The organism is Pseudomonas sp. NFACC25 (assembly GCF_900100935.1).
In the GTDB taxonomy this organism is placed as follows: Bacteria; Pseudomonadota; Gammaproteobacteria; order Pseudomonadales; family Pseudomonadaceae; genus Aquipseudomonas; species Aquipseudomonas marginalis.
Window position 1 is genome coordinate 192815 of the sequence record NZ_FMUC01000004.1, and the last position, 14719, is coordinate 207533.

Annotated in this window: 11 protein-coding genes; 5 read left to right on the forward strand and 6 right to left on the reverse strand. The window is 60.9% G+C overall.

Translation table 11 applies throughout. From position 1 onward, the window contains the following. Window positions 1–18 precede the first annotated feature (18 nt). The 3 genes from BLQ09_RS11770 to BLQ09_RS11780 all read left to right on the forward strand — a co-directional run bounded on the left by BLQ09_RS11770 (window position 19) and on the right by BLQ09_RS11780 (window position 5862). Window positions 19–462, forward strand: a complete 444-nt coding sequence (locus BLQ09_RS11770; RefSeq protein WP_027608560.1) for a carboxymuconolactone decarboxylase family protein — start codon at window positions 19–21, stop codon at window positions 460–462. A gap of 134 nt (window positions 463–596) precedes the next feature. Beyond that, window positions 597–3953, forward strand: a complete 3357-nt coding sequence (locus tag BLQ09_RS11775; RefSeq protein WP_133822099.1) for a calcium-binding protein — start codon at window positions 597–599, stop codon at window positions 3951–3953. Window positions 3954–4014: 61 nt separating this feature from the next. Beyond that, window positions 4015–5862 (forward strand): hypothetical protein, encoded by a 1848-nt coding sequence (locus BLQ09_RS11780; protein ID WP_133822100.1) that lies wholly within the window; start codon window positions 4015–4017, stop codon window positions 5860–5862. A gap of 48 nt (window positions 5863–5910) precedes the next feature. Here the strand turns inward: BLQ09_RS11780 and BLQ09_RS11785 are convergent, their stop codons facing one another. The 6 genes from BLQ09_RS11785 to BLQ09_RS11810 all read right to left on the reverse strand — a co-directional run bounded on the left by BLQ09_RS11785 (window position 5911) and on the right by BLQ09_RS11810 (window position 10733). Continuing rightward, window positions 5911–6678, reverse strand: a complete 768-nt coding sequence (locus tag BLQ09_RS11785) for an SDR family oxidoreductase (protein ID WP_092356851.1) — start codon at window positions 6676–6678, stop codon at window positions 5911–5913. A gap of 10 nt (window positions 6679–6688) precedes the next feature. Beyond that, window positions 6689–7756 (reverse strand): phosphotransferase family protein, encoded by a 1068-nt coding sequence (locus BLQ09_RS11790; protein ID WP_027608557.1) that lies wholly within the window; start codon window positions 7754–7756, stop codon window positions 6689–6691. A 129-nt stretch (window positions 7757–7885) separates the two neighbouring features. Next, window positions 7886–8839: a 2-hydroxyacid dehydrogenase gene (locus tag BLQ09_RS11795; RefSeq protein WP_092356854.1), complete on the reverse strand. Its 954-nt coding sequence runs from the start codon at window positions 8837–8839 to the stop codon at window positions 7886–7888. A gap of 127 nt (window positions 8840–8966) precedes the next feature. Further along, window positions 8967–9491, reverse strand: a complete 525-nt coding sequence (locus BLQ09_RS11800) for a cysteine hydrolase family protein (RefSeq protein WP_027608555.1) — start codon at window positions 9489–9491, stop codon at window positions 8967–8969. Window positions 9492–9766: 275 nt separating this feature from the next. Then, the gene (locus tag BLQ09_RS11805) at window positions 9767–10198 is read right to left on the reverse strand and encodes a hypothetical protein (protein ID WP_371263391.1); all 432 of its coding nucleotides are present in this window, start codon (window positions 10196–10198) and stop codon (window positions 9767–9769) included. 52 nt (window positions 10199–10250) lie between these two features. Further along, on the reverse strand, window positions 10251–10733 hold the full coding sequence (locus tag BLQ09_RS11810; RefSeq protein WP_027608553.1) for a DUF4822 domain-containing protein: 483 nt from the start codon (window positions 10731–10733) through the stop codon (window positions 10251–10253). Between the two features lie 442 nt (window positions 10734–11175). Between BLQ09_RS11810 and BLQ09_RS11815 the strand changes: the two genes are divergently transcribed. Both BLQ09_RS11815 and BLQ09_RS11820 read left to right on the forward strand, forming a co-directional pair. After that, window positions 11176–12453, forward strand: coding sequence for a serine/threonine transporter (locus tag BLQ09_RS11815; protein ID WP_027608552.1), 1278 nt, complete (start codon window positions 11176–11178; stop codon window positions 12451–12453). Window positions 12454–12595: 142 nt separating this feature from the next. Beyond that, window positions 12596–14245 carry a SulP family inorganic anion transporter gene (locus BLQ09_RS11820; RefSeq protein ID WP_092356857.1) on the forward strand — a complete coding sequence of 550 codons (1650 nt, stop codon included), beginning with the start codon at window positions 12596–12598 and terminating at the stop codon, window positions 14243–14245. Window positions 14246–14719: the final 474 nt, after the last annotated feature.

A 14719-nucleotide genomic window follows, 5' to 3' on the forward strand; every position in this document is an offset into this window, starting at 1 on the left:
TTGCCCCGAGAGCTGCCCATGGAATCCCGTCTGGACTACTACACCGCGTCACCGCAAGCGCTCAAGGGCATGTTGCTGCTGGAGGCGAACACCTTTGGCCTGTCCATCGAGCGGCCGCTGCTGGAACTCATCAAGATCCGCGTTTCGCAGCTCAACCACTGCGGCTTTTGCACCGATATGCATTCGATGGCGGCGCGTCAGCGCGGCGAAACGGAGCGACGCTTGTTCGCGCTATGCGTATGGCGTGACTCGCCGTTCTTTACGCCGCGGGAGAAGGCGGCATTGGCCTGGTGCGAATCGGTGGCGATGCTGCCGACTTCCAGTGTTTCGGACGAACTTTTCAGCGCCGTGCGCGAGGAATTCAGCGAACAGGAACTGGTGGACCTGACCATGGCGGTCTCCAGCATCAGTGGCTGGAACCGCCTGGCGGTGAGTTTTCGCCAGCAACCGCCGAATGCTTGAGCGGGATATTCACCCGCGCTCTACCTATGCACCCCAGGTTCATCCCTCAACACTTCAGTATCGACGCAGTGCGCACACAGGGTGTTCGCGTTGATAACGACGAAGCGTGCTTCGTCAGTGACTGGAGTGCCGTAATGGAAGAGTTGCAGGACGACGGCGCGTCGGTCTTACCGCTGCGTCAACAGACCTTGATGGATCTGGATACCGCATGGGGCCCGATGGGTATCGGTGAGACTTCGGTTGGCCGCGTGGCCCTGGATAGCATGGGCGCGCGCCTGGAGGGCGCGGAACTTGATGTGGAGCGGTATCGCGTCAAGGAAGCTGATCAGGCATTGATCGATCAGATCACGTTTTCTGCCGTGCACCTTAAAGCGTATATGACGTCCGCCAGCGGTGAAAGCTGTGACCAGGCCACTGCCGCACTGTTTGAACTGGCGTCATTGCGTTCGGAGTGGGCGCCCGGCATGTTGAGCCCGCCGGATGCTTCGGACGAGGCGATTGTCAAACTCGATCGATTGCTGCGGCGGGTACAGAGCGTCAACCTCAACGACGTGAGTGCCATGGAAAGCCTGCCCGGCTGGGCCGATAAGCTCAGGAGCGGGAGTGCGCAAACCTTGGGAGTCGGGCTGCAGCTCTACGGTTTTTACAGTGCCATTCGAGGCATAGGCGAAGCGCTCAGAACGGGGGATACGGGCGAGCTGTTGTTCGAGGGCGGCGCCTTTTCCGCAGAAGTGGCGTCCCTCGGTGTGGAGTTGGCGTTGGAGCGTATCGGCCAGAAAATGATGAGCGCCGGCCATACGGTTTATCGCGGGTTCTGCGCATCACGCGCGGGGTTGCTGTTGCGCCGTGGTGCCGGATTGATCGCCTCGGTATTGACCGTGCCTTTTGATATTGCCCAGGCGCTCATTGCGCTTTCAAACGCGCTGAAAGCAAAAGGCAAACAGGCGCAGGATCTCTACGTCGAGGCCGGTTTCAGTCTCGTCAGCGCAACCCTCAGTCTTGCACTGGGCGTCTCGGCGTTGGCGGGCTTCGGCGCGGCCGGGCCCGTAGGCCTTATCGCCGCAGCGGTGCTGATTGTCGGCGCGCGGATTTATGCCGCGTGTCGAGTGGTGGATGAGATCGATGATTACATCGAGCTGAGCACCCTCGAGCGCCTGCGCACTGGCTGGTTCGCGTTTGCGGGCGTGGAGTTGGATGACAGCGTACTCGATCGCTACAAGACCAGCCGCGCGCGCACTGCCTACGCAGAAAGCCTCAAGGCCCAAGCCCGGGCATTGCTTGGCGCAGAGATGAAGAACAGTGTGCAGGCCATCGTCAATGGCAGGTTCGAGGTCCGCCTGCAGACGATACGGCACTGGAAACATCAATGGGATGAGCAGGCGGGTGAGGCGCCTCACACGCTGGTGCGTGAACCGGTCATCCATGAGGTGGATGACTACTTCGACGCGAGCAAGGAGGGGGCCGTCGATTTATTGCCCGAAGCCACCTGGGGGGCGAAGGGACCCGAAAAAGGTGTGCTCTGGCTGCTGGGTGGCGGGGATGACTCGGTGTTGGGCGTGCCGAATCGCCCGAACCACTTTCGCTATGGCGGTGGTCGCAAGCACCTGGTGGGCGGCAGCCAGGACGACGAATTCATGTTCGAGGTACCGCCGGATACTTTTTCTGGTGCAGAAGGGCGGGTGCCGATCTCGGTGTTGGTGGGCGGTACCGGGGCTGACACCCTGAGCTTTCTCGGCGAGACGCCGGGGCCGCGTGCGGCAGGCTTCAATGTCAATCTGGGGGCGGGCAGCGTGACGTTGATGACCGACAATGGCCGCGACGGTCTCAAGTGCATGGGGTTGTGGAGTATTGAAAATGTTGCGTCCCTTGCCGGCGCTTCCAGCGTGATTACCGGCAGTAACGAGGCCAACCGTATTGTCCTGAAGGGGGAGTACGACCAGGCCCACGCAATGGCCGGAGACGACCAGTTGTTGATACAGCGTGGCAGCGCCAGGGTGAATGGCGGGCCAGGTGCCGATTACTTCGAGATTCTTGAGAGCGCCAAGGACGTGGTTATCGAGGAGGACGGCCAGCAGCGCAGCCTCATCATGCTCAACTGGCCCTTCAGCCGGATTCAACGCTGGTGGATCTCGGGCAACGCTCTGAAGGTGGCGTCCACCCTGGGGCTGGACGGTGAACTGCCGGGCCCTTGTGTCGAGATCGAAAATGTCTACACGCTACGCGAGGGTAAACGGCACCTGGCCAACGCGCTTTTCAGCTTTCTGACCCAGGACGGCTATCGAATAGCGCCCTTGCTGCCTGAAACGTTGGACCCGACCGGGGAGCCGCAGGTGAGCATGGAAGTGCTGGCGCCTCCCGGCCCCAGGATCTCCCCGATTATTCTGGGGCCCGGTCAGTCGGTTGCCTTGGCGGCAGGCACGTCCAGTTACTTTGTCAGCCGCGGCCACGGGATGACGGTCATTGATGCACATGCAAGCCAGGAGCAGGGCCGATGCTGTGTGTATGTGGACTATGACAGCCAGGAATTGGCAGGGGTGTATACGACCTATCATGTGGTCACGCGACGCCGGAGCCACTTCGACTACCTGGATTACACGGGCGCGAAGATAAAGTTTGAGTGGGCTGATGGCCGCACGCTGTATCTCGACGAATACGCAGCGCAACCCTCAGCGACGTGGACGAGCGTGGGCGGTTCATTGCAGGCGTCAGCCTTGAAGTTGAAGGCTGAATTTGTCGTGGTGATGCGTGACGGTGTTTCGTACCGGCTATTACCGCCGGTGCAGTCTTACGTCAGTGATTTCGCCAGCCCGGGTTACAAAATCAAGGACGCAATGGCTTCGCTGAACCTGAGGTACGGGCACTACCCGTTCTTGAGGCCGCGCAGGCCTAAAAGCCTGAATCTGACCGCTCACTCACAACGGGTGCACCTGGGCGCGGCCCCTCACCTGGCAACCTGTGTGTTATGCGGACGGGGCGGGGTGTACGAAATCTATCTGACGTCCTGGGCGATCGTTGAGCTGTCAACACCGCAGGCGCTGAATAAAGAGTCCGATGCATCGACCTGGGACTTCTTTTGTACAGCGCTGGCGGAAGATATCCGGCTCGACAGCATTGTTGTCAGCCCCGGTCACATCAAGGTGGGCAGCGTGTCGATTCGGGTCCCCCGGTATGACGACCCCGACGTGCCCTTGGAAAACATCCGGATTCATTCAAAGGACGGCGGGCGTTTCGACGTCAGGCTGGACCTTGGCAAGGTGTATCTCGCCAGGGTCGCTGCCTCGGGCAATAGTTCGATTGCGCAACTGTTGAAGTCCTTGCGTCACCACCGGCAAAGAGCCGCCGTGTTTACGCCAACCATCAACGTGACCGGCATCGGCATGGCCGATGGGACAACGGGCACCGTTTACTACGACGTCATGGCGGATTGCTGGAGGCTGGAGGCTGACAGGCATCGGCGGCTATCCAGTGAGGAGCTGGCTGTTTCAACCTGAACCCATCAGCAGCCGAGGTGGTTCTGACGGGTGGCTGAACAACATAGTCCAAGGACATTCTATGAAGCAATTTACTTCCCCTTCCGTGCCACCGGTTACAGGGCGTCCGGTCGATCGCCCCAGCGGCGCAGCACCCAGTGCGCGTACCGCGTTTCCTGTGGTTGATTTTGCCGGCGGGCCCCTGCCGCCTGAAGCGATACCCGTGCGCAACACGCCATCCGCAGCGGTTCCGAGCGCGACTTATCAGCGCATGACTGATCTGCCCACGCCCCCCGCCGTCACCCGAGACGCCATTTTCGCCGCCCTGGGTGACCCCATACCGGCGCCTGATCCCGCTACGGGGTTGCGTGAATATGATTCGCGCACTTACCTGAACCTGGACGACGGCACCACCGTCCTGGCGGTGCGCGATCCGCAGACCGGGGAATGGCGTGAAAGACTGCCGGATTCGCGTTTGCCACAAGGCCCGGCACTGCACCGGGTGCCGCAGACGAACACCTGGCGCAGTCACTCTGCGGCCAGTTCGTCCTCGTCTTCCCCGAGCCTGAGTCATAGCTCATCGGCGTCGTCACTGAGCCACAGTGCTTCGTCTTCCTCGCTGACCGCCCCACTGAGCAGTGTGAGCTTGTCGGCGACCCAGCGTATTGATCCGGTATGGGACCTGGGGCTTTACACGTTGCCGGTGAGTCCGGCCCCCACCAACACCCTGGCGTTCCCGGGCAAGAGAGCCTTCATGATCGGGGCTGAGCAATATTTTATGGATGCCAATTATGGCAACCCATCAGGTGCCGTGCCGAATGCGCTACCCCATCTGTTTGCTGTGGGGGCGGGAGGCAATCTGGTAAACGCCGGGCGTATCGAACCGGATGGCCTGTTCAGGTTAAACGACAACCGACATTATTTGCCGGTGGACACCGGCTTTTGCTCCGTGAGCTTCGATAGTGCAAGGCTGCGTTGGAAGGTGATGGAGGCGGGCGGGCATGGCGGGGCAGGGATTTTTATTGAAATGGGTGGCGCGCCCGATAGCTGGGTGCCGATGCTGGCTGTCGATCAACTCTCGAATCTTTTTCAAGCGGCGCGGAATATCAAAGGTTATGCCGGGCGTGTGGGGGCAGTCGATCTGCCCAATAGCAGTATCGACCAGCGGGTTTATCACTACATGCAGGGCTACTTGCGGCAAATAGTCGGGTTTTGCGAGCCGACTGTCCGCAGTGCGCCAACCGCGCAAAAAGGCCGGCTGATCGATGCCTATATCTGGCGCAATGGTTACCCGTATGACTGTCTGGCTTCCATCTGCAGCGCCTTGGAAAGCCGACGCCCATTGCCGCCGGGGATGCCGATATACGACGGGTTTCAAGGTTTGGGCACGGTCAGTTGCTCAAAAGACGGTAACTTCAATGTGGCGCGTATCAGCCGAACGATGCAACTGCACTATCCCGACAGAAGACGGTCGGTGGCCGAAGAGAAATTACTTGAGACGTGGCGGGAAAAAGACGCTGCCCGGGACAACAAGCGCAAGGGCGAAGTGAACGAAGCGATGTATGAGGCCCGGTTGACGGAAGATGGCTATACGGTACTTCCCGGCGGAACCTACGGAGGTGGGCAGAATGGCTTCGATCGTGTGTTTGAAGGCCCGGCAGGCGATATCTACATTCTGGAAGCCAAGCATGTCAGTCATACCTCCGCCGGCGAGCTTGCCAACGTCAGCCTGGGAGGGACGACAAACTCACGTCAAATGACCGACAGTTGGGTGCGGCAAGTGCTGGCGTTATCCCAGCCCGATACGCCGGCGGCCAGGCGCGTTTCCGACGCGTTGTGGCGTGGCCAGTTATTCAAGTTATTAGGCGCGACGTCCAAGGACGGCAAACTTGTCATGTTCAAGATTGACATGAGCCCCGTGGACTTCTAGCCGTGCCGGTATGCCTGGGAGCAAGCGCCCTTGCTCCCAGGCACGTGTTCAGGACAGGAAGCCGCCATCCACATTCAGCGACACACCGGTGGTGTAGCTCGACGCATCGCTGGCCAGGTACAGCACCGCACCGGCCATCTCGCTCGGGTCGGCCACGCGCTTGAGCGGGATCTGCGCCAGGGCCATTTTCAGGATCGCGTCGTTCTTCACCAGCGCCGAGGCGAACTTGGTGTCGGTCAGGCCCGGCAACAGGGCGTTGCAACGAATGCCGAACTCGGCGCATTCCTTGGCGAACACCTTGGTCATGTTGATCACGGCGGCCTTGGTCACCGAGTAGATGCCCTGGAACACGCCCGGCGAAATGCCGTTGATCGACGCCACGTTGATGATGCTGCCGCCGCCGTTCTCGCGCATCAGCTTGCCGGCTTCCACCGACATGAAGAAGTAGCCGCGAATGTTCACGTCAACGGTCTTCTGGAAGGCGCCGAGGTCGGTGTCCAGCACGTTGCAGAACTGCGGGTTGGTCGCGGCATTGTTGACCAGGATATCCAGGCGGCCGAACTGTTCGCGGATGCCGGCAAACACCTGGGTAATCTGCTCCATTTCACCGATATGGCAGGCAATCGCCGTGGCCTTGCCGCCGTCGGCGATGATCGCGTCCGCCACGTGCTTGCAGCCTTCGAGCTTGCGGCTCGAGACGATCACGTGGGCGCCTTGCTGGGCCAGCAGCTTGGCGATGGCTTCACCGATGCCACGGCTGGCGCCGGACACAAAGGCAATCTTGCCGTCGAGGTCGAACAGGTGGGTCTTGGACATTAGCGATTCCTTAGAGGGCTGATTTACCGATGACATTCAGGCTCATCTGCTCCAGCAGCTTGTTCATGTGGATGAACTGTGCAAAGCGTTTGTCCTGGGTCTGGCCGTGGAAGAAACGGTAGTAGATCTGCTGCACGATGCCGGCCAGGCGGAACAGGCCGTAGGTGTAGTAGAAGTCGAAATTGTCGATCTGGATCCCGGCGCGCTCAGCGTAGTAATCCACGAACTGGCGGCGGGTGAGCATGCCGGGGGCATTGCTCGGCTGGCGGCGCATCAGTTGCACCGGCGCCGGGTCGTCGGCTTCGATCCAGTAGGCGAGGGTGTTGCCCAGGTCCATCAGCGGGTCACCGAGGGTGGTCAGTTCCCAATCCAGCACGCCGATGATCTGCATCGGGTTATGCGGGTCGAGGATCACGTTATCGAAGCGGTAGTCGTTATGCACGATGCTCGAGGTGGGATGGTCGGCGGGCATCTTGTCGTTGAGCCAGGCACGTACCTTTTCCCAGTTGGGGGCGTCCGGGGTCAGGGCTTTTTCGTAGCGGTCGCTCCAGCCACCGATCTGGCGTGCCACATAACCTTCAGGCTTGCCCAGGTCGGCCAGGCCGCAGGCGCGGTAGTCGACCTGGTGCAGTTCGACGAACTTGTCGATAAAGCTTTTGCACAACGCCTCGGTCCGGGTGGCATCCAGGCCCAGTTCGGCGGGCAGGTCGGAACGCAGGATGATGCCGTTGACCCGTTCCATCACATAGAACTCGGCGCCGATCACCGACGCGTCGGTGCAGTGCACATAGGCCTTGGGGCAATACGGGAAACCATCCTTGAGCTGGTTGAGAATGCGGTATTCGCGGCCCATGTCGTGGGCGGACTTGGCCTTGTGGCCAAAGGGTGGGCGACGCAGCACGAATTCCTGGCCGGGGTATTCCAGCAGGTAGGTGAGGTTGGATGCGCCACCGGGGAACTGGCTGATCGTGGGCGTGCCGCTCAGGCCAGGGATATGGGCCTTGAGGTAGGGATCGATCAGGTTGGCATCAAGTTCTTCGCCTGGGCGAATCTGGGTCGATTGGTCGTTAAGCGCCATGCTTATCCCTTCTGCTTATTCTAAAGGCGTCGGACTATTTCCTAATCTAATGCGCACCACCGCCCAGCGACAAGGTCGGGGCGGCTTAATAGGTTAGCGTGTTGAAGGGTGATCAGCCTGCCTGATCGGTCATTTTTCGGGCGCGGGCAGTACGACCGGGGTAAGCACCGGACGGCCGGCGAAGTACTCCACCAGGTTGTCAGCCACGCGCTGCACGGTGTCGTGGGCGGCTTCCGGTGACAGCCCGGCTACATGGGACGTGAGCACGGTATTGCTCAAGCGCTTGAGGGCATCCGGCACCTTGGGTTCATCGTCGAACACGTCCAGCGCCGCGCCACCGATACGGCGTTGCTCAAGGGCGGTGATCAGGTCGGCGGTGACCACCACGCTGCCACGGCCGATATTCACCAGGTAACCGTTCGGGCCGAGGGCGTCCAGGGCGTGGCGGTCGATCAAGTGGCGCGTGCCGGCGCCGCCGGGCGTGGCCAGGATCAGGAAATCCGAGCTGCGCGCCAGCTCCACGGCCGTGGCGCAGTAGGTGTAGTCCACATCATCGCGCGGCTGGCGGTTGTGATAGCTCACTTCCATGCCAAAGCCCAGGGCCGCGCGCTTGGCGATTTCCAGGCCCACCGCGCCGAGCCCGAGGATGCCCAATTGCTTGCCGCCCAGGGACGGGCGCATGACCTTGGGCCATTCGCTGCGGCGTACCGCTGCGTCCGTCTGGGGAATGCCGCGCACCAGCGACAACAGCAGCGCCATGGCGTGGTCGGCCACCGACGGCGCATTCACCCCGGCGCCATTGGTGACCACGATGCCGCGATTGCTCGCCGCCTGCAGGTCGACATGCTCATAACCGGCGCCGATCACGCAGATGATCTCCAGCAGTGGCAGGGCGGCGATTTCCTCGGCATACAGGCCCAACGGGCCACGGGTCAGTACGGCCTTGATCTGGCCGCCGTGGGTTTTGATCGCCTGGGCGCGCTCGCTGGGTGTGGGCGCCAGGATCACATGAAAGTCGTTGCTCTCGATGATTTGCAGGTATTCATTGATGGTTTCAACCAGAACCAGAACAGTGGTGGTCATCGGAAGGCTCTTCCTGAAGGGTTTGAGGGCATCAGTATGCGGGATTTGCAGCAGGGCGCGTTTTGCCCGGGTAGAAAAAATCTACGACTGCAGGCGCAAGCACGCTTGCTCCTACAGTCTGTACCGGTCAGAACCGGACGTCAGCGGCTTTCACACTCAGCCCGAACGCCCCCGCCAGCGTGGCATTGTGATGCGCGATGATCGCCTCGGCCTTCAGCGCCGGGGTGTCCATGCAGGTATGGGCGTCTTCAGGCACGATCACCGAGAAGCCCAGCTCTACCGCCACGCGGCAGGTAGTGTCGATGCAGTACTGGGTTTTCATCCCGACGATCACCAGTCGATTAACCTCCAGGGCCCGCAGTCGTCGGGCCAGGTCGGTACCCAGGAAGCAACTGGGGCGGGTTTTGTCGAAGAGATGGTCGTGAGTCTCGTCTACCTGCAGCCCTTGCCACAGTTGCCAATTCGGGCTGCCCGCTGCTATCGGCGAGCCCGCCGGGCCGGTATGGCGGGCGACCAGGATCGGCGCGCCGGCTTCACGGGCGCGGCCGATCAACGAGTTGATGGTGCCCAGCACGCGCTCCCGTTCAAAGGGTTTGTCGGGGCCATCGTACAGGCCGGTTTGCATATCGATGATCAACAGGGCGTCAGCCATGGTATTGCTCCTTGTGAGTGCCAGTCGACGGAGCAATAAAAAGGCCCCGTCCATTGCTGGCGGGGCCTTGGGTTGAATCTGGGTGGTGTCTAGCTCGAGCACCCACGACAACCGCACGACCCGCCTGGAGCGGTCGTGGTGGTGGTGCGGGTGAGGAGCTGCTGGAAAAAGGTCATGCCTCGATCATGCTGGGACAGGGGCGAGGCTGTCAAATGCATCAGGTGCCGAAAAAGTTGCGCCCCAGCTGGAACAGGGGCGCTGCTGCCAGCAGGAGATCACTGCGGGGGGCTAAGTCGTGCCTTTTCCTGCTCGGCCTGAGCGATGGGCATGAAATTGTAGGTGGGGAAGAATTCCGTGGTGTAGACCCCCCATGCGGTGTTTTCAATCGCCAGGTTGACTTCCGCCAGGCGCGACGCTGGCAGGCGCAACACGACGACCTGCCCGATACCCATGGTGATGTTCCAACTCAGCACTTCCACCCCGGCAGGCGGGAACACCTTGTGAAATTCCTGCTTGGCCAGTTGTTGTTTCAATTCGCTCAAGGGGCGTGATTGATCGTGTTTAAGAAATACGGTCAACATGACGGCGTTGTCCGCTGTGGCAGCAGCGTTTTCTGCAGGAAGGGCTGTTGAAGTGTGTGCAATCGCTGCACCGGGTAACAGTGTCGCGGCCAGCAGTGCGGGTATTAACCGTTTGCGCATATTCATTATCAGGTGCCTTGTTTATTATTCGGTTTTATCACTAAACATGAGTGTTTAATCAGTTCGACATGACTGTCTTTATGGGGCCGGTGTAGGGGGCGTGTACCACATAAATTCGAACGGGCGGGTTAGTGCTGACCATGTCGCGCGACACTTCGCGGGAATAAGTGAATTCGCTGCTGTCGAGTTTTTCGAGTCTTCTGACAATGGTTCTGGTCGGGCCAAGGTCAGGGACCAGGATATGGGTCTTTTTATCGCCGGTGACCAGGAAGTAACCGCCGCCGCCATCGGCGTATTTCGAGCGGCCGGTATCGGTGTAGAAGAACTCATAGCGATTGCGCTGCGGGTCCCACATCGATATGCCTACCACCCCAGGGTAGCTGGCCTTGACGTCGGTGTCCGGCTCGCCTTCGATATAAACCCTGGTGGTCAGCCATTGAGGCGAGGACGCCAGTGCGTGAACGTCAGTGGCGTAACTTTCGGACGAACAGAGTAGGCCCGTGATCAATAATCCAGCAAAAACAACAGTAGGTCTTCGCATATTGGAGTCCTTGTTATTTTAAATAAGCATGTTGTTCTTCGGTTGGAACGGGGCGATGTTAGTTGGGTTTTTGGCGATTGCTCAATGGCTATGTAGGGTTGTGTAACAATTGCAAAGGCGTCGTGGTTAAAATTTTAACTGGATACGAGAGATTTCTTTTTTTGCTGTAGGTGACTTCTCTAAAAGTATGGAGAGTCTATTGACTAGAGTCATGGATCGCTCTCGTCAATGGCGCCTGGCAGCCACTCGAGAAACCCGCAGCGGCTCCCCGAAACGACTGCCCAGGGCCGCGCTTGAGCCTCTGCACCGCATAACCGTTCCTCAGCTAAGTCTTTGCTTATTCACGAGAATCCCGGACAATCCGGCCCCTTCTATGGTCGGGGCGCTGCCTGTCAGGTTTTTCTGACTCGTCCCGGCCGTGTAAATGCGGAGATCCGACCGGATGAATGATCAGGCCAATAGCGTCGACGAACGCTATGCAACGACACCTGCAACCCTCTCAAGCTGGAGCCGCCAGGACACCACCTGGATGCTTGGCCTGTTCGGCACCGCCATTGGCGCCGGCACCTTGTTCCTGCCGATCAACGCCGGCCTGGGCGGCTTCTGGCCCTTGGTGATCCTGGCAGTGCTGGCGTTCCCGATGACGTTCTTTGCCCACCGTGGCCTGACCCGTTTCGTACTCTCCGGTCGTGCGGGTTCCGACATCACCGATGTGGTCGAAGAGCATTTCGGCGTCAAGGCCGGTGCGTTGATCACGCTGCTGTACTTCTTCGCGATCTTCCCGATCCTGCTGATCTACAGCGTGGCCCTGACCAACACGGTCAGCAGCTTCATGGAGCACCAGTTGCACATCATGCCGCCGCCACGGGCGTTGCTGGCGTTTGTGCTGATCCTCGGCCTGCTGGCGGTGGTGCGTTGCGGTGAGCAGGTGATCGTCAAGGCCATGAGCCTGATGGTGTACCCGTTTATCGTCGCCCTGCTGTTCCTCGCGGTGTACCTGATCCCCCATTGGAACGGCGGCATCCTCAGCACCGCCAGTGTGGTACCGGCGCCGTCCGCGCTGCTCAACACCCTGTGGCTGGCGATTCCGGTGATGGTGTTTTCGTTCAACCACTCGCCGATCATCTCGGCATTTGCGGTCGACCAGAAGCGCCAGTACGGCGAACACGCCGATGAGCGCAGTTCGCAGATCCTGTCCCGCGCGCACCTGTTGATGGTGGTGATGGTGCTGTTCTTCGTGTTCAGTTGCGTGTTGACCCTGTCGCCGGCGCAACTGGCTGAAGCCAAACAGCAGAACCTGTCGATCCTGTCGTACCTGGCCAACCATTTCAACAACCCGACCATCGCGTTTGCCGCGCCGTTGATCGCGTTCGTGGCGATTGCCAAGTCGTTCCTTGGTCACTACATCGGCGCCAGCGAAGGCCTCAAGGGCCTGGTGCTCAAAAGCGGTCGCCGTCCGGCCGCCAAGACTCTCGACCGCATGACCGCCGCCTTCATGCTGGTGGTGTGCTGGATCGTTGCCACGCTGAACCCGAGCATCCTCGGCATGATCGAGACTCTGGGCGGGCCGATCATCGCGTCGATCCTCTTCCTGATGCCGATGTACGCGATCCGCAAGGTGCCGGCCATGGCCAGGTACCGTGGGCAGGCGTCCAACGTGTTTGTCACGGCGGTGGGCCTGGTGGCGATTACCGCATTGATTTACTCGCTGCTGTCCTGACCCCGGGGCTCACGCCCGCAAGCCGATTCGCGTCCACCGCGAATCGGCTTTTTTGCCTGCGCAAAAGCTGACGTGGCGCAACCGCAGTCGGGCAATGAGGGCTAAGCTTACCCACGCTTTTTGCCAGGATGGGTTGGGCCGATTGAAGACTGAAACCGATGCACCCGTTGCCGTACCGTCGAACCGCATCCAAGACCTGCTGGCCGGCTTATCCATTGCCGGTTTGCTGCTGCCGGAGGCCGTGGCCTATTCCAGTATTGCCGCGCTGCCGCCCCAGGCCGGGGTGATCGCCTTGTTTGCCGGGCTGGTGTGCTACGGCCTGTTCGGCAGCAGCCGTTTTGCGATTGTCTCGGCCACTTCGTCGTCGGCGGCCGTGCTGGCGGCGGCCACGGCGAGCCTGGCGGGTGACGACCCGGCGCTGAGGCTGTCCCTGGCCTTCGGGCTGGTGTTGCTCACCGGGGTGTTTTTCCTGTTGGCCGGGCTGTTCAAGCTCGGCGGCGTCACCTCGTTTATCGCCAAGCCGGTGTTGCGTGGCTTCGCCTTCGGCCTGGCGCTGACCATCATCCTCAAGCAATTGGCCGGTGTGGTGGGTGTGCACCTCACCGATAACAACCTGATCCGTTTTCTGCCGCAGTTGCTGGAACAGCTGCCGCGCTGGAACTGGCCTGCGGCACTGGTGGCGGGGCTGGCATTGCTGGTGCTGTGGCTGTGCGCACGCCTCCCGCGCCTGCCCGGTGGCCTGGTGGTCGTGGTGCTCGGCATCGTTGCCGGGCAGTACCTGGACCTGCAGGCCTATGGGGTGGCGCAGATTGGCATGATCGACCTGCGCCTGGAGCTGGGGCAGTTGCCGGTGCTGCCGTTTGCCGACTGGCTGCGCCTGGGGGAATTGGCGTTTGCGCTGGTGATGATCCTGTATGCGGAGTCCTACGGCTCTATCAGTTCGTTCGCGCTCAAGCATGGCGACCGGGTGTCATCCAACCGTGACCTGCTGGCGCTGGGCGCGGCCAACCTGGTTTCCGGGTTGTTCCACGGCATGCCGGCCGGTGCCGGGTATTCGGCGACGTCGGCCAACGAGGCGGCCGGCGCCTATTCGCGCCTGGCGGGGATTGTCGCGGCGCTGGTGATCCTGCTGATTGTGCTGACGGTGCTGCCCTATGTCGCGCTCACGCCGGAGCCGGTGCTGGCCGCCGTCGTCATCTATGCCCTGGGGCGAGGCTTGAGCGTGCAGCCGCTCGGGCGTTATTTCCTGTGGCGGCGCGATCGCGTGCTGGTGATCTGTGCGGTAACGGCAGTGCTGGTGCTGGGTGTGCTGGATGGTTTGCTGCTCGCGGTCGCGATCAGTGTGATGTTGATGTTGCGCCAGATGTCCTCAGCCGACATCCAGGTGCTGGGGCGCCTGGGTGACAGTCATGACTTTGTCGATCGCCAGCACCATGCCGATGCCCTGGCCGTGCCGGGGGTATTGATCGTGCGGCCCAGCGAAGCGCTATTTTTTGCCAATGCCGAGCGCATCCTTGGCGCGGCCTTGCGCCTGATGCGCCAGTCGCCGGTCGAGGCGGTGGTGTTGAGCCTGGAAGAATCCCCGGACCTGGACGGCACCAGCATCGAAGCCCTGGCGGCGTTTTTTGCCCAGGTGCGCGGGGAGGGCAAGCGCCTGGTACTGGCCCGTGTGCGGCATGACGCCCGCGAGGTGTTGCAGGGGCTGCCCGAAGCGCTCGCGCCCCATGTGCTGCTCAGTGGCTTGAGCGTCGATGGCGCGGTGCAGCTGGCGCTTGAGGTGGGTAAAGCGTGACGCGTGAGGCTTGCTCCAGATAGCGGTGGGTCAGTGGCAGATGCGTCAACTGACACTCCCTCATCGGGGCAAGCCCCTCCCACATTTGGAGCGATGTACATCAGTCGGCTCATTCTCAGGCTCAGGATCAGACGGTGGTGCAGCTGAAGGTATAAGGTCGCCTGGCGCGGTCGAAACTGTGGGAGGGGGCTTGCTCCCGATGGCGGTGGGTCAGTGGCAGATGCATCAACTGACACTCCCTCATCGGGGGCAAGCCCCTCCCACATTTGGAGCGATGTACATCAGTCGGCTCATTCTCAGGCTCAGGATCAGACGGTGGCGCAGCTGAAGGTATAAGGTCGCCTGGCGCGGTCAAAACTGTGGGAGGGGGCTTGCCCCCGATAGCGGTGGGTCATTAGCAAAGGGATCAACTGAATGTGTTGGTATTCCAGGCATAAAAAAACGCCGCGTACCTTGCGATACGCGGCGTCCTTC

Excerpts from the sequence above, each read along its gene's own strand:
- BLQ09_RS11775 (WP_133822099.1), top strand. The coding sequence starts at position 597 with ATGGAAGAGTTGCAGGACGACGGCGCGTCGGTCTTACCGCTGCGTCAA.
- BLQ09_RS11800 (WP_027608555.1), bottom strand. The coding sequence starts at position 9,491 with ATGGCTGACGCCCTGTTGATCATCGATATGCAAACCGGCCTGTACGAT.
- BLQ09_RS11780 (WP_133822100.1), top strand. The coding sequence starts at position 4,015 with ATGAAGCAATTTACTTCCCCTTCCGTGCCACCGGTTACAGGGCGTCCG.
- BLQ09_RS11805 (WP_371263391.1), bottom strand. The coding sequence starts at position 10,198 with ATGAATATGCGCAAACGGTTAATACCCGCACTGCTGGCCGCGACACTG.
- BLQ09_RS11810 (WP_027608553.1), bottom strand. The coding sequence starts at position 10,733 with ATGCGAAGACCTACTGTTGTTTTTGCTGGATTATTGATCACGGGCCTA.
- BLQ09_RS11795 (WP_092356854.1), bottom strand. The coding sequence starts at position 8,839 with ATGACCACCACTGTTCTGGTTCTGGTTGAAACCATCAATGAATACCTG.
- BLQ09_RS11770 (WP_027608560.1), top strand. The coding sequence starts at position 19 with ATGGAATCCCGTCTGGACTACTACACCGCGTCACCGCAAGCGCTCAAG.
- BLQ09_RS11785 (WP_092356851.1), bottom strand. The coding sequence starts at position 6,678 with ATGTCCAAGACCCACCTGTTCGACCTCGACGGCAAGATTGCCTTTGTG.
- BLQ09_RS11815 (WP_027608552.1), top strand. The coding sequence starts at position 11,176 with ATGAATGATCAGGCCAATAGCGTCGACGAACGCTATGCAACGACACCT.
- BLQ09_RS11790 (WP_027608557.1), bottom strand. The coding sequence starts at position 7,756 with ATGGCGCTTAACGACCAATCGACCCAGATTCGCCCAGGCGAAGAACTT.